The sequence below is a fragment of the Aeromonas sp. genome (assembly GCF_051657805.1).
Taxonomy (GTDB): domain Bacteria; phylum Pseudomonadota; class Gammaproteobacteria; order Enterobacterales; family Aeromonadaceae; genus Aeromonas.
The window spans coordinates 741,860-756,479 of the sequence record NZ_JBOFLJ010000024.1; the positions used below are offsets into that span (position 1 = coordinate 741,860).

Below are 14,620 nucleotides of genomic sequence, written 5' to 3' on the forward strand. Positions count from 1 at the left end.
GACAGGCCTATTCCAGAGCGGCCAGCCCCCGGGCCTGCGCTACCTTGAGTTCCTCCTGACTCAGCAGGTGATCCTGGTTCTCCCCCAGCCGCTCGATGCAGAGTTCGATGAAGCGGCGCACCCGGGCGGGCTGCGCCGTGCGGCTGCCGTAGTAGAGGTAGAAGCTCAGACTGTCGCTCACATGCTCCAGCAACAGCGGCACCAGGCGCCCGGCCCGGATATGGGGGGCGACCGTCGATCCCGCGAACTGGCCTAGGATGCTGCCGGCCAGGGCGGCGCGCAGCTCCACTTCCTCGTCATTGGTGGAGAAGGCCGGGGTGACCAGCTGCTCCTGCACGCTCTCCCCGACCTGCACCCGCCAGGGGGCGATGCGACCATCCTGGCTGCGGCGAAAGGCGCTGCAGCGGTGCCGAGCCAGCTCGTGCAGGCTGCGGGGCACCCCGTGCTTGCGCAGATAGGCGGGGCTGGCGCAGATGATGAGTTGCAGCGGAAACAGGCGGCGGGCGATCAGCCCCTCCTGGGGCGGGTTGCCGAGGCGAAAGCCCACGTCCACCCGATCCGCCACCCAGTTGCCGAGCCTGTCGTCCAGCTGGATATCCGGCTGCACCTCGGGGTAGAGGCGGCCAAACTCATCGAGCAGGGGGCCGATGATCGACTGCAGCACGGTGCGCGGCCCGACGATGCGAAGGGGGCCGGCGTGCTCCTCCCGGCTGTGTCTGGCCATCTGCAACGCCTGCTGCAAACCGAGCAATGAGGGCTGGCTGGCCTCGAGGAAGCGCTGTCCCTCCTCGGTCAGGGACATGCTGCGGGTGGTGCGGTGAAACAGCCGCACCCCCAGATAGGCCTCCAGCTGGCCGAGCGCCTTGCTGGCGGCCTGGGGGGAGATCTGCAGCGCCTCCGCCGCCTTGCTGAGGTTGCCGAGCTCGGCGGTGCGCACGAAGGTGGTGATGGAGCGCAGTTCGTTGATCATGGGCTCACTCCGGAAATTTACATCGTTTGGTTGTAATTCATTCCACAGTTTACCGTCTAGTGTGATGTCTATCGAGGGCCTACAGTTCACGCCATCGGCACACAGCCTGCGTGCACTCTCAACAGGACTCTCAGATGGACAACTTCAGCTTCTACAACCCGACCCGCATCGAATTTGGCAAAGACAAGGAACAGCAGATTGGCGCCATCCTGGCCGAACACGGCATCAAGAAGGTGCTGCTGACCTATGGCAGCGAGCGCATCAAGCGAGACGGCCTGTTCGCCACCGTCAGCCATAGCCTCAGGGCCCAGGGCATCGACTGGGTGGAGTGCGGCGGCATCGTCAGCAATCCCTTGCTCTCCCGGGTGCACGAGGGCATCATCCTGGCCCGTGAACAGGGGGTGGACGCCGTGCTGAGCGTCGGGGGAGGCTCCGTGCTGGACAGCAGCAAGGCCATCGCTGCCGGCACCCGTTACGAGGGGGATGTCTGGGATCTCTTCATCGGCAAGGGGGAGATCGCCTCGGCCCTGCCCATCTTCGCCATCCTGACCCTGGCGGCCACCGGCAGCGAGATGAACGCGGGCGCCGTCGTCACCAACGAGGTGACCAAGGAGAAGTTTGCGATCAATTCGGTGCACACCTTCCCCCGGGTTTCCATCGTCAACCCGGCGCTGATGCAGACGGTGTCCCGGGACTATCTGGTTTACTCCGCCGCCGACATCATAGCCCACTCCATCGAGGGCTACTTCACCGCCAGCATGCAGCCCGGCATCCAGTCCCGCTTGGTGGAATCCGTCATCAAGACGGTGATGGAGACCACTGAGGCGCTGCTGGCCGACCCCATGAACTACGATGCCCGCGCCGAGTTTGCCTGGGCCGCCACCCTGGCCCTCAACGGCATCACTTATGCGGGCACAGCTGGGTTCAGCTACCCCAACCACATGATCGAGCACTCTCTGTCGGCCCTGTTCAACGTACCCCACGGCGCCGGCCTGTCTGTGGTCATACCCGCCTGGATGAGGTGGTATCAGGGGCGCAACCCGCGCCAGTTCCAGCGCTTCGCCAGAGAGGTGTTCGGACTGGATACGGGGGAGCAGGGCATAGCAGCGCTGGAGGCCTGGTTCAACCGCATCGGCACACCGACCCGGCTCTCCCAACTCGCCATCACGGAGGGAGATCTGCCCGCCCTGCTCACCAATCTGCAGAGCAATGCGCGCTGGTTCGGCCTCGCCGAGAGCTACCCCCAGAGTGTACTGGCCGAGATCCTGGCGCTGGCGCGCTGATTCCCCTTATTAAGACTGGGGGCGGGTTGCCTGCCAACCTGTCCCCTGTGGCCTGCCCGTTATCGGCGGCGCCTCGCTCAAGCACTTCCTCTTTGACACTGAGCCCATGGACCCAAGCCACATGACACAGACAAGCCACCCCAGCCGCGGCCCCGTGCTCGCCATCATCATGGCCAGCTACCTGATGATCGTCATCGACATCTCCATCGTGCTGACCGGTCTGCCGCGCATCCAGAGCGCGCTCGGCTTCAGCCCGGCCGGGCTGTCGTGGATCCAGAATGCCTATACCCTGAGCTTCGGCGGCTTCCTGCTGCTGGGGGCCCGGGCCGGTGACATCCTAGGCCGCCGCCTCATGTTCATGCTGGGGCTCGCCATCTTCACCCTGGCCTCCGTCGCCATCGGGGCGGCCCAGTCGCCGGCCTGGATGATCGCCTTTCGCGCCGTGCAGGGCCTCGGTGCCGCCGTGCTGGCGCCGTCCACCCTTGCCCTCATAGCCACTCACTTCGACAAAGGGCAGGAGCGCACCCGGGCCCTCGCCTGGTATGCGGCGGCGGCCGGCATTGGCGCCACCGTGGGACTGGTGCTGGGAGGCCTGCTGGCGGATCTCATCTCCTGGCGCGCCGGCTTTCTCATCAACCTACCCATCGGTCTGCTGCTCATCGCCGGCAGCATGCGCTACATCCATGAGACAGATCGCCACCACGGGCGTTTCGATCTCGCCGGAGCCCTGACCTCCATCCTCGGCATGGGAGCCCTAGTATTTGGCATCGTCGAGGCGGCCGAGGCGGGCTGGGCCTCCCCCCTCACCTGGGGGAGTCTCGGCGCCGGCCTGCTGCTGATCACCGCCTTCCTGTGGACAGAGACCCAGGCCAGCCAACCCCTGCTGCCCCTCACCCTGCTCACCGACCCCGTGCGCAACGGCGCCTACGCCGCCCGCCTGCTGTTCCTGTGCGGCATGGCCGGCTTCTGGTTCTTCACCGCCCAATACCTGCAAGGGGTGCTCGGCTTCTCCCCCATGCTGGCGGGGCTCGCCTTCGTGCCGGTGACGGTGCCGCAATTCGCCACCTCGGTGACTGTGCCGGCCATGGCGCGGCGCATCGGCCAACGCACCATGCTGCTTTGCGGCCTAGCCCTGTGCACACTGGGCGTGCTCTGGCTCGGCCTCGCCGCCACCAAGACTTCCTACCTCCTCGGCGTCCTGCCCCCCATGGTGCTCATCGGCCTCGGTCAGGGCTGGGTACTGGCTCCCCTCACGGTGGCCGGGGTGGCCGGAGTGGAGAGTCGCAACGCCGGTGCTGCCTCCGGGGTGCTGAACGTAGCCCACCAGCTCGGCGCCTCCCTGGGGCTGGCCATCCTAGTGGTGATCTACGCCGGTGGCCAGACTCCAATCCACGAGGTGGCGGGCATAGCCAGACACACCGGCCTCGCCTTGCAGGGGGGCGCACTCTTCCTACTGGCCGCCCTGCTGATCTCGGCCCGCTACATCCGCTTCGATGCCGCCCCCTCTTCCGGAGTGAAAACCAGGGAGGAGGTCCCCTCCTCTCCCCAGAACCTCCGCGCTCCGCACCGGCTCGCCGACGAGCGGGAGGGGCAATGACCCCGGGGCTCACCCAATGGGGCGGCACATCCATCCCAACCATGCTGGGGCACCCATTGACGCCCTCCCACTATCAGAAGGAGAACATCATGAAATACCGGACACTCGGCCAGGGGCTTCAAGTCTCAGCCATCGGCCTCGGCTGCATGACGATGACGGGCACCATGTATGGCACAGCCTCAGACCGACGCACCATGGTGCGCCTGTTGCAGAGCGCGGTCGAGCGGGGCCTGGCCCTGTTCGATACCGCCGAGGTCTATGGCCCCTTCAGCAATGAAAGTTTACTGGGTGAGGCCCTGGCACCGGTGCGTGACAAGGTGATCATCGCCACCAAGTTCGGCTTCGATGTCGACCCTGTCACCGGTCGGCGCGGGATCGGCACCAACAGTCGCCCTGAGCATATCCGTACCGCCGTCGAGGGGAGTCTGCGCCGCCTGCGCACCGATCATATCGACCTGCTCTATCAGCATCGCGTCGATCCAGCCGTGCCCATCGAAGAGGTCGCCCGCGCCGTCCAGGACCTGGTGAAAGCGGGCAAGGTGCGCCACTTCGGCCTCTCCGAGGCGAGTGTGCAAACCATTCGCCGAGCCCATGCCGTGCTGCCACTCACCGCGGTTCAGAGCGAGTTCTCGCTGTTCTGGCGAGAACCACAGCATGAACTGCTGCCGACCCTCACCGAGATGGGGATTGGTTTCGTCCCCTTCAGCCCCCTCGGCGCCGGCTTCCTGACCGGCAAGATAGATGCTGACACCCGCTTCGAGAGCGGGGACTTTCGCAACGCCGTGCCCCGCTTCTCGGTGGCGGCAAGGCGGGCCAACCAGGCACTGGTCACGTTGCTGGCCGAGTTGGCTGCCGACAAGGGGGCGACTCCGGCCCAGATAGCCCTCGCCTGGCTGCTGGCCCAACACCCCGACATAGTGCCTATTCCCGGCACCACCAAGCTGCACCGACTGGACGAGAACCTCGGTGCCCTGGCCCTGACCCTCAGCCCTGAGGAGCTCGCCCGCATCCGTACCCGGCTCGACGAGATCCCCCTTCAGGGGGAGCGCCTGCCGGAAGCTTCGCTGAAGATGACCGGGCTCTGAGCCGATTCCGGGATAACCGGTCCCTCAAGCCGTCCCCCCTGAGTCCAAGCCCGATACTCAGCCTGTATTCCCAAAGCTCGCACCGGGCGCCGGACATGAAAAAGGGGCCATCAGGCCCCTTCTGCTTTTACTCGTGCGCTATCAGAACACGTACTTGACGCGGGCGCTCAGGTTGCGACCCGGTTCGGTCAGGTTGCTGGTGCTGCTGGACGCGGCCAGACCCGTGATGCTCTCGTAGCTGACGTATTCCTTGTCAAACAGGTTGAACACGCCGACGTTGAGCTGCAGATCCTGCATCGGTTTGAACTGGGCGTAGAGATCCACCACACCCCAGCCGGCGCTCTTGATGTAGTCGTTGCCCTTGGCGTCCTGACGCACCTTGTTCATGTCATCGGCGAAGCGCAGGGCGGTGTTGATGTTCCAGTTCGGCTGTTCCAGACGCAGACCGACGCTGCCGTTGAGCGGACTCAGGCTGTTGATGTAGTTGCCATCCCCGTCCTTGCCGTCGATGTAGGCCAGGTTGCCCCAGACGTTGACCAGATCATTGAGCCAGTAATCCGCCTTGGCCTCGACCCCCTTGGTGGTGGCCTTGTCCAGGTTCTGATACTCGTAGACGGCGGTGCGCCCTTCGGTACCGACCTGAGCCAGCTCGATGAAATCATCAAACTTGTTGTAGAAGGTGGCCACTTCGTAGCTGAAGCCGCCAGCGCTGCCACGCACACCCAGATCGATACCATCGCTGCTCTCGGACTTCAGGTTCGGGTTCGGCTCGATGCGATAGCCATACGCCTGGTGGTTCAGGGTGGAGAAGGCGTTGTCATACATGGGCGCCTTGAAGCCGTGGCTGTACTGGGCGAACAGGTTGGCCGCCTCGTGCGCCTTGAACACCAGACCCAGCTTGGGCGAGAGCTCCCCTTCGGAGACCTTCTGCAGCTTGTCGCCGGTATAGGCGGGATCTTCGTCCGGGGTCATCTTGTAGTATTCGTAACGGGCACCCGGGGTCAGCACCCAGCGCTCGCCGAACCTGATCTCGTCAAAGGCCCAGATGGCGCTGCGCTCGCTGGTGGTGGACGGGAAGCTCAGCTCGCTGTAGCCGACGAAGTCACCGGGGACGGTCGGGGCCTTGAAGCGGGTACGCTCGTTGTCGGTGTGCTCATACTCCACACCCCAGGCCAGGCGCTGGTTGTCCAGGGCCTTGCTGAATTTCACCTGGGCACCCAGGCTCTCCTGCTCGAAGCCGTTGTGATCCAGGGAGTTCTTGGTCACATAGGGGTTGCGCGGGTTGACCGGGTACTTGGAGGAGGCGTACTGATCCAGGGTCTGTTTGGTGCGGGCGTAATAGACCTTGCTGTCGATGCGATCGACCCAGGCGGCGTTCAGGGCGATGCCGTGATCCAGCACCACGGAGACGTTGTCGGTGTCTTTATCGGTGATCGGCTGGTTGAAGACGGAGCCCGCCTTGGTCAGATCGACGGCATCCGGATCCTGGCCTTCGGTGAAGTAGTCGACGGTCAGTTTCAGGAACTGATCGTCATTGAAGTTCCACTTGCTCTTGAACAGCACGGCCTGGCTGACGATGTCAAACTCGTTCTTGTCGCCGTCGTAGTTCTGGGTCACACCGCCGTCGCGCCAGGTGTAGCGCAGCAGGTTCTCGAAGTCGCCGGTGCGCAGGGCGCCGGTGAAGCCGGCCATGTTCTGGTGGCTGCTGGAGGCGTAGCCCGTGGTCGCGTCCAGATAGCTGTCGCGGCCCTTGAGGAAGTCGCCCGCATCCTTGGTGGTGATGGCGATGACGCCACCCAGGGCGTCCGAGCCGTAGGCGGCGGAGGCCGGCCCCTTGGCCACTTCAATCTGCTTGATCATGTCGGTGTCGAAGTAGGTCTGACCCACACCGCCATTCTTGTAGGCGTCGTTCTGGCGCACGCCATCTTGCACGACCTTGACCCGGTTCTCGCTCATGCCGCGGATGGTGAAGGTCTGGGCATCCCCCGCACCGCCCTGCACGCTCACGCCCGGCTCGTAGCGGAACAGGTCGGCGGCGTTGGTGACCACCTGCTCTTCGATCTGCTCAGAGGTGATGACGGCGATGGGAGCGGAGACGTCTTCCAGTTTCTGCTCCATCCGGGAGCCGCTGACGACCATGACTTCATCTGCTTTCTTGTCTGCGGCGAAAGCGGGGGACATGAGACCAGCCGCCACGGCGAGGGCAATCAATGATGGGGTGTTGTTGTGCGCCACTGCAAAATCCTTATTGAGAATTATTATCAAGCGGGAGGCATATTACCCAGCCCATCATAAAGATCAATAATAAAGTGAATCATTCTCATTTTCTTTTGTCTTATTTCAGTTTTACACTAGCCCCTCTGTTTTCTCTTGCTCGCCATGCGGTTATCGTCTGGTGCAGCGCCTCTTCCATTGAGAGATACCATGATCCGACGACAGCCCCTGCTCGCCCTGCCCCTGCTGCTGGCCGCCTGCGCCACTCCCCCTCAGACGCAAGTGCCCCACACCCTCTACCACTATCAGCTCAGCGAAGGGCAAAGCGAACAGCCCCTCAGCCTCTCCCAGGCGCTGGACAGGGTGGCGGATGCCGACGTAGTGCTGGTGGGTGAGCTGCACAGCCACCCGGCCGTTCACCTGCTGCAGGCTCGCCTGCTGGCGGGACTGGCCGAGCGATCCCGGGAGGATGGACGAGGCCTGGCCCTCTCCATGGAGCAGTTCACCCGCGCCGATCAGGCCACCCTGGATGCCTATCTGGCCGGTCGCATCGGCGAATCTGCGCTGATCCGGGAAGGCCACGCCTGGCCCAACTACCCGAGCGACTATCGCCCCCTGGTGGAGTTTGCCAAGGCGCAGCACCTACCGGTCATCGCCGCCAACGCTCCCAAGCCGCTGGTAAGCTGCGTCGGCCAGGAAGGGCCCCAATGGCTGGACAAGCTGCCCGCCAGCCGCCGCAGCCAGCTCGCCCAGACCCTCACCCTGGGGGACGATGGCTATCGCCAGAAGTTCATGGCCTCCATGCACCACGGGGATGCCGACGGCAACGCCCGCCGCTTCGCCGCCCAGACCAGCTGGGACGACACCATGGCCGAGAGCATGGTCAACTACCTCGGCAAGCACCCGGGGCAGCGCATCATGCACATCGCCGGCAACTTCCACGTGGAAGGCGGGCTCGGCATCGCCAGCCGTATCGCCAGCCGCAACCCGGCCCTCAAGGTGGCCCTGATCGTGCCGCAGACCGATGACAAGGCCCCCGCAGGACGCGTGGCCGATGTCAGGGTGCGCATGGAGCCGCTGCCGGAACGCTGGCTAAATGCGGATGAAATGAAGCAAGATATGGGCGCACTGCATCAATCCCGCAGTCGTGACTGCAGCCAGTGGCTGCAACCCTGATAACCAGTCAGGAACCTGCCCGCCGCCCGTGGTGACCCCATGGCCAGATGAGCCGTGCAATCCCCCTGTTTATGCTGATAAATCAGGGGCTCATGGTGATATCCGAGCCTCGGTGGCAGTTTGATGGCGCCATGGCGGGCGGGTTCTGAGGAACCCATATGGATGTGTTACTGATCATCGACATGCAGCAGGGGTTGTTCGAGCAGCCCCGTCATCAGGACGCTCAGGTCATCGCCAACATCAACCGCCTGGCAGACCATGTGCGGGCCCGGGCGGGACGCGTCATCTATGTGCAGCATGAGGAACCGGGATCCGAGCTCGAACTCCACAGCGCGGGCTGGCAGTTGCACGCCGACCTGAGTCCGGCAGCGGGGGAGAGCCGGGTCCGCAAGACCGCCTGTGACAGCTTCCTCGGCACAGAGCTCGGCTTCCTGTTGGCGGAGCAGGCGGTGGATCGCCTGCTCATCTGCGGCTGCGCCACCGATTTTTGCGTCGATACCACCTTGCGCAGCGCCGCCGGCAAGGGCTTCGAGGTGACGGTGCTCACCGACGCCCACACCACGGCGGACAGGCCTCATCTCAGTGCGGAGCAGATCATCGAGCACCACCACTGGATGTGGCGTCACCTCAGCCTGCCAGAGGGCAGAAGCGTGACCCTGCTCACCACGGATGAGCTGCTGGCGCCTCCCCAGGCGGTGCCGGCGTGATAAGCTGCGCCCCTATCCCCCTTCTCTGATGGAGTCTTTCGTGCGTCTATTGACTGCCGCCCTCTGCACGCTGCTGTTGCCGGCACTCACCGCCTGTGCCGGTCTGCCGGGCTCAACCCCGGATGGTCCGGCCCCCCTGTTTCGCACCCATATCAACGAGGAGGGGAGCAAGCGCTTCACCTTCGAGGCCGCCCCCCTCGACGTCCTGCCGAGCCGTCTGGAGGATGATGACGGCGGTCGCCTCAGCCGCAATCAACGCAGCCTGCTGGAGCGGCGCGAGGCCCTGCAGGACGAGCAGCTGACCCAGACCCTGGCAGAGCGCAAATATTGCCGCAGTGGTTACATAGTGCTGAGCCAGACCTCCTGGAAGATCCGGGGAGAGTGCAACGAGACCGCCACCCAGGCCGATCGCAACGCCTTCCCCAACCGGGTCTCCTGGCAGGAGTGAGCGGGCAGCGACTCATCACAACACGCATAACAAAACGGGCAGCCCAGGCTGCCCGTTTTTCATCTCAATGACGCTCCATCAGACCGGCGCGTCTGTCTCGCTGGTCAGCTCGGCGCCGTTGTCGATGCGCTTGTGGCCTTCCACCAGGTGAACGAAGTCCACCAGCTCGTCACCGGAGACCCGGAACGCCTGGCCGAAGCCCTTGACGAACAGGCCCTGCTCGGGCTTGAGGCGGAACAGCACGAAGTCCTTGAGGTTGGAGAGACCCTTGACGATCTCGCCAAAGCGTCCTTCCAGGGCGGCGATGGCCTTTTCCCAGCGCACGTCATCCCGGGCCACCACTTCGGCGACTGCATCGAACGTCAGGCGCTTGCGGGCGAACAGCTCGCGGGCACCGGTCTCGTCCTCGATCAGCATCAGGGAGACCTTGGGCACCTGTTGCAGGTTGCGGGCATGGCGGGCGATCTCGGAGATCAGCACGTAGTAGCCATCTTCCTGCAGCACGAAGGGAGCGTAGCTGGCGTTGGGATTGCCTTCGCCATCCACGGTCGCGAGCTGCAGGGTGCGGCAACCGTCACGAAACTCGCGGATCTCCGGTTGCAGGCGGTTCTGCAGACGTTCCTGACGTTCACTCATGCTTTCACTTCCTCTTGATACTGGCGGCGCAGGGCCATGAAACGTTCTACCTGCTCGGGCAGCAGCTGGCGCTGCTCGTCACGGCCCAGGTAGACCTTGAAAATGCAGCGACCGCTGTGGCCGAAGAACTGGAAGGAGTGCCCCTCCTTGCCCATGAACAGCTTGCTGACCAGGGCGATGCCGACCACGTTGTCGAGCTTGAGGTGACCGTGCATCTCGCCATCGCGGCCCATCAGGTTGTAGTAGCCGCGGGCGCTCTTGCCTTTCGGGAAGGGAGCCTTCACCTCGAAGATGGAGCCATCGGATTCGACGATGGTGGTCACTTGACCCCAGCTGGCCAGGTCCGCCAGCAGGGCTTCGGCCTGCTCGGCCGGGACTTGCGTCATCAGTTCGGCGGGCAGGTGGCGCACCACCTCCCACTCGCTGACCGTCAACTGGGTGGCGATGCTGGAAGGATGGGCGCTGGGATCCTGTTCCAGCAGCTCATGAATGCGTTGTGCGATGCTCATCGGTTCTCCTGATCTGGCTGTCTCGCTCAGTCTAGCGGCGGATACTGTAATAAAGCGGCCCCGGCAACGCAATTGATAATCGCTATTATTATCAGTGCAATTTCATGGCCGGATTGATATTCTCGGCGGCAATTCCACTCTACATTGATCCCTCGGAGGTTCGCATGGGCCGTCGTTTTGCCCTCGCGCTCAGCCTGCTCGGCTGCGCCACTCTTTCCCTGTCTGCCCTGCCTGCGGTGGCGCAAGAGCGCATCGTCAGCGTCGGTCCGGCCACCACTGAACTCATTCTGGCACTGGGTGGCGAGTCGAGCATCATCGCCACCGATGTGAGCAGCCCTGAACCCAAGAACCTGCCCAAGGTCGGCTACCACCGCGCCCTGGCCGCCGAAGGGATCCTGAGCCTCTCCCCCACTCGGGTGGTAGGCAGCGACGAGATGGGTCCCAACGCCACCTTGGAGCAGCTGCGCCGCGCCGGCGTCAAGGTCGATGTCATGGCCACGGCCCCGACGCTCGCGAACCTCAACGAGCGCATCGACACCCTGGCCGGTCTGCTGGGCACCCCGGCCGCGGGAACCAAACTCAAGGCCGACATCGCCAGCCAAAGCGACAAGCTGGCGGCCCAGGCCAGGCAGAACAAGCCCCTCAAGGTCGCCTTCCTGCTGCTGCACAAGGGTCAGCCCACCAGCATCGCCGGCGGCAACACCACCGCCAGCGCCCTGATCACCCTGGCGGGGGGCGTCAACCCTGTGGCTCAGCTGCACGACTACAAGCCCGTCTCCACCGAAGCCCTCATCGAGATGCAGCCGGATCTGGTGTTGGTAAGCGGTCGTGACTGGCAGCAGTATCAGAACATCGACAGCGTGCTGGCCCAAGTGCCGGCCCTGACCGCCACCCCGGCAGGCAAGAACAAGGCCATCCACGCCATCGACGGCCATGCCCTGCAAGGGGGTCTCAGCCTGCGCTCCCTGCAACAGGCCAACCAGATAGCCCAGTGGATCCAGCAGGGTTCATGATGCGTCTGCCCCTGCCCTGGCTACTCGCCCTCACCGGCGGTGTGCTGGCACTGCTCCTGATCGGGTCCCTCGCGACCGGCCCCATGTCCCTGACCCTTGGCGAGAGCCTGCAGGCCCTGTTTGCCGGCAAAGAGAGCGGGATAGAAGCGCACAAGCTGCTGATAGTGCAAGAGATCCGCCTGCCACGCACCCTGCTGTGCATCGCCGTGGGGGGCATACTCGGCCTCTGCGGCGCCGTGATGCAGGGGCTGTTTCGCAATCCTCTCGCCGACCCCGGCATCATAGGGGTCTCCGGCGGCGCGGCCCTGGGGGCGGCGCTCGCCATCGTGCTGCTGGCTCCCCTGGGCCAGCAGTTGCAGACCCTGCTCGGCCTCGGCCTACTGCCCCTGCTCGCCTTCCTCGGCGGCGCCCTGACCACCACGCTTGTATATTTGCTGGGCACCCGGGAAGGGGGGACCTCGGTCACCATCATGCTGCTGGCGGGGGTCGCCATCACGGCCCTGTCTGGCGCCGTGATCGGCCTGCTCACCTATCTGGCCGACGACCAGATGCTGCGCAACCTCAGCCTGTGGCAGATGGGCTCCCTGGCCGCCGGCAAGCCCATGGACGTCGCCCTGGCCCTGGCGACCCTGGTCATACTGCTGCTGCTGTTCGTGCGCGATGCCAATCCCCTCAACGCCCTGCTGCTGGGAGAAGGAGAGGCGCGCCATCTGGGGGTCAATGTGCAATCCCTCAAGCGCCGCCTCATCCTGCTCACCGCCGCCGGGGTCGGGGTCGCCGTCGCCGTGGCGGGCATGATAGGGTTCGTCGGCCTGGTGGTCCCTCATCTGGTGCGGTTGCTGGCCGGCCCGAACCACGTGCGCCTGCTGCCCCTCTCCGCCCTCTTGGGCGCCGCCCTGCTGCTCGGCGCCGACATGCTGGCCCGCACCCTGCTGGCTCCCGCCGAGCTGCCGGTGGGCATCATCACGGCCCTGCTCGGCGCCCCCTTCTTCATCTGGCTCTTGGTCAAGAGCCGCCGGACGCTGTAACAGGAGATCGTCATCTTGCCCGGACCCATCCCTTCTCCCCTCCTGGATTGCAAAAACCTCAGTCTCAGCCGGGGGGGACGCCTCATCCTCGACAGACTCAGCCTCTCTCTGCAGGCGGGCACCCTGACCGCCCTGCTCGGTCCGAACGGCGCAGGCAAGAGCTCGCTGCTCAAGTGCCTGACCGGGGAGCTCGACTATGACGGCGAGATAGCCCTGTTTAGCCGCGATCGCCAAGCCTGGGCCAGCACGGATCTGGCCCACAGGCTAGGGGTGCTGCCCCAGAGCTCCTCCCTGAACTTCCCCTTCCTGTGTGAGGAGGTGGTGGCCATGGGGCGGTTACCCCACAGCGAACCGGGCCGCCGCCGCGACGAGATAGTGAGGGCCGCCATGACCCACGCCGGGGTCGAGCATCTGGCCGGGCGCCTCTACCCCGGCCTGTCGGGGGGGGAGCGCCAGCGGGTGCAGTTTGCAAGGGTGCTGGCCCAGATCTGGCAAGCGCCGGAGGAGCCGCAGGGACCCAGGTTGCTGCTGCTGGATGAGCCCACCTCGGCGCTGGATCTCAAGTACCAGCATCAGCTGCTCACCATGGCCCGCGCCCTCGCCGGCCGCAACACGGCCGTGCTGGTGGTGTTGCACGATCTGAACCTGGCGGCGCGCTACGCCGACCGGCTGGTGATGCTGGAGCAGGGTCGGTTGATGGCGGACGGCACTCCCGCCGAGGTGCTCACCCCCGAGCTTATCGCCCGGCTCTACGACTACCCGGCCCAGGTACTGCACCATCCCGATACCGGTTTGCCCATGGTGGTGTAACGCCGGGCTCGTCGCCCTCCCGATATACGACTACCCGGCCCAGGTGCTGCACCATCCCGATACCGGCCTGCCCATGGTGGTGTAACGCCTAGCTCGTCGCCCTCCCGATATACGACTACCCGGCCCAGGTGCTGCATCACCCGGATACCGGCCTGCCCATGGTGGTGTAGTCGCGAATTCGTCAGCAAGACGCGGATAACAACAGAGCGCCCTAAGGCGCTCTGTGTGTTTCGACTGGCAGACCCACATCAGGCTATCTGATAACGGCCCGGCTTGTGGTTGAGTGTCAACACCAGGTTACAGAGGATGGCCGCGACTACGGAGAGGGCCAGCAGCCAGGGGGAGACCACGAAGAAGGAGGCGATGACTATGGTGCAATCCAGCCCCATTTGCAGCTTGCCTGCGCGGATCCCGAACCTGTCCTGGATAAACAGCGCCAGTATGTTGAAGCCCCCCAGGCTCGACTTGTGGCGGAACATGATGAGCAGCCCCATGCCGATCAGGGTGCCGCCGATGAGGGCCGCGTAGACGGGCTCTATCTTGCCTATCTGCAGCACGGCATTGAGGTGATCCGTCATGAAGGAGACGGTCGCCACCGACGCGAAGGTGTTGAGGGTGAAACGCGGCCCCATCCTGAGCCAGGCCAGGGCGTAGAAGGGCAGGTTCATGGTGAAGAACAGCAGGCCGAAGCTCAGGCCCGTCACCTGTTGCAGCAGGAGCGCGAGGCCTGCGGTGCCGCCGGTGAGCAGGCCCACCTGATGAAACAGGAAGATGCCGAGAGAGATGAAGCCTGACGCGGTCAGCATGGCGAGCACATCCTCATAGACCGGATGTGCCGAGCGGGGTTTGTTGTCCATAACCAAAGTCCATAGCGAAGTAAAAGAGTGTGAGTTGCCCTCTTGGGGCGCGAGCCCGGTGCGCCGGGCTTCGTTATGGGGACAGTGTCCGTTTTGAGTGACCCGGATCACAATAGCGCCAGAGGATGCGCCAAAATGGTGCGCGTCAGGGATGCGTTACAACACTTGCACCAAAATATCTCACGGGGCCCGTCAAACCTGACAGCAGGCTGAAAAACCGGACGGTTCCCGCTGCTCGCGACGCGGAATCATTCTAAAATGAGTGCCTTGCAACTGCCTGTGGAGCA

General features: G+C 64.5%; 14 protein-coding genes. 9 read left to right on the forward strand and 5 right to left on the reverse strand.

The window, feature by feature from the left end:
* Positions 1-7 precede the first annotated feature (7 nt).
* Complete coding sequence (locus ACRCYW_RS12435) at positions 8-970, reverse strand: LysR family transcriptional regulator (protein WP_438550389.1); 963 nt, start codon at positions 968-970, stop codon at positions 8-10.
* 134 nt (positions 971-1,104) lie between these two features.
* On the opposite strand from ACRCYW_RS12435, the gene ACRCYW_RS12440 reads away from it, so the two are divergent.
* The 3 genes from ACRCYW_RS12440 to ACRCYW_RS12450 all read left to right on the forward strand — a co-directional run bounded on the left by ACRCYW_RS12440 (position 1,105) and on the right by ACRCYW_RS12450 (position 4,935).
* Positions 1,105-2,253, forward strand: coding sequence for an iron-containing alcohol dehydrogenase (locus ACRCYW_RS12440; RefSeq protein WP_438550390.1), 1,149 nt, complete (start codon positions 1,105-1,107; stop codon positions 2,251-2,253).
* A gap of 121 nt (positions 2,254-2,374) precedes the next feature.
* A complete protein-coding gene (locus ACRCYW_RS12445; protein ID WP_438550391.1) occupies positions 2,375-3,850 on the forward strand; it encodes an MFS transporter in 1,476 nt (491 codons plus the stop codon).
* An 89-nt stretch (positions 3,851-3,939) separates the two neighbouring features.
* On the forward strand, positions 3,940-4,935 hold the full coding sequence (locus ACRCYW_RS12450; protein ID WP_438550392.1) for an aldo/keto reductase: 996 nt from the start codon (positions 3,940-3,942) through the stop codon (positions 4,933-4,935).
* A gap of 141 nt (positions 4,936-5,076) precedes the next feature.
* On the opposite strand, the gene ACRCYW_RS12455 is transcribed toward ACRCYW_RS12450, so the two are convergent.
* Complete coding sequence (locus ACRCYW_RS12455; RefSeq protein ID WP_438550393.1) at positions 5,077-7,170, reverse strand: TonB-dependent hemoglobin/transferrin/lactoferrin family receptor; 2,094 nt, start codon at positions 7,168-7,170, stop codon at positions 5,077-5,079.
* Positions 7,171-7,359: 189 nt separating this feature from the next.
* On the opposite strand from ACRCYW_RS12455, the gene ACRCYW_RS12460 reads away from it, so the two are divergent.
* The 3 genes from ACRCYW_RS12460 (at position 7,360) to ACRCYW_RS12470 (ending at position 9,480) form a co-directional block, all read left to right on the forward strand.
* Positions 7,360-8,325 (forward strand): ChaN family lipoprotein, encoded by a 966-nt coding sequence (locus ACRCYW_RS12460; RefSeq protein WP_438550394.1) that lies wholly within the window; start codon positions 7,360-7,362, stop codon positions 8,323-8,325.
* 158 nt (positions 8,326-8,483) lie between these two features.
* The gene (locus ACRCYW_RS12465) at positions 8,484-9,032 is read left to right on the forward strand and encodes a cysteine hydrolase family protein (RefSeq protein WP_438550395.1); all 549 of its coding nucleotides are present in this window, start codon (positions 8,484-8,486) and stop codon (positions 9,030-9,032) included.
* Between the two features lie 40 nt (positions 9,033-9,072).
* The gene (locus ACRCYW_RS12470) at positions 9,073-9,480 is read left to right on the forward strand and encodes a hypothetical protein (protein ID WP_438550396.1); all 408 of its coding nucleotides are present in this window, start codon (positions 9,073-9,075) and stop codon (positions 9,478-9,480) included.
* Positions 9,481-9,558: 78 nt separating this feature from the next.
* Here the strand turns inward: ACRCYW_RS12470 and hutZ are convergent, their stop codons facing one another.
* Together hutZ and hutX are read right to left on the reverse strand one after the other, a co-directional pair.
* Complete coding sequence (gene hutZ / locus ACRCYW_RS12475) at positions 9,559-10,116, reverse strand: heme utilization protein HutZ (RefSeq protein ID WP_438550397.1); 558 nt, start codon at positions 10,114-10,116, stop codon at positions 9,559-9,561.
* Positions 10,113-10,625, reverse strand: coding sequence for a heme utilization cystosolic carrier protein HutX (hutX, locus tag ACRCYW_RS12480; protein ID WP_438550398.1), 513 nt, complete (start codon positions 10,623-10,625; stop codon positions 10,113-10,115). The genes hutZ and hutX overlap by 4 nt, the downstream gene beginning before the upstream one ends.
* A gap of 164 nt (positions 10,626-10,789) precedes the next feature.
* On the opposite strand from hutX, the gene ACRCYW_RS12485 reads away from it, so the two are divergent.
* From ACRCYW_RS12485 to ACRCYW_RS12495, 3 genes are read left to right on the forward strand one after another with little or no spacing between them, the layout of a single operon-like run.
* On the forward strand, positions 10,790-11,638 hold the full coding sequence (locus ACRCYW_RS12485; RefSeq protein ID WP_438550399.1) for a heme/hemin ABC transporter substrate-binding protein: 849 nt from the start codon (positions 10,790-10,792) through the stop codon (positions 11,636-11,638).
* Positions 11,635-12,666, forward strand: coding sequence for a FecCD family ABC transporter permease (locus tag ACRCYW_RS12490; RefSeq protein WP_438550400.1), 1,032 nt, complete (start codon positions 11,635-11,637; stop codon positions 12,664-12,666). The genes ACRCYW_RS12485 and ACRCYW_RS12490 overlap by 4 nt, the downstream gene beginning before the upstream one ends.
* Positions 12,667-12,681: 15 nt before the next feature.
* Entirely contained in the window at positions 12,682-13,476 is a 795-nt protein-coding gene (locus ACRCYW_RS12495) for a heme ABC transporter ATP-binding protein (RefSeq protein ID WP_438550401.1), read from the forward strand.
* 248 nt (positions 13,477-13,724) lie between these two features.
* On the opposite strand, the gene ACRCYW_RS12500 is transcribed toward ACRCYW_RS12495, so the two are convergent.
* A complete protein-coding gene (locus ACRCYW_RS12500; RefSeq protein WP_438550402.1) occupies positions 13,725-14,333 on the reverse strand; it encodes a YitT family protein in 609 nt (202 codons plus the stop codon).
* Positions 14,334-14,620 lie beyond the last annotated feature (287 nt).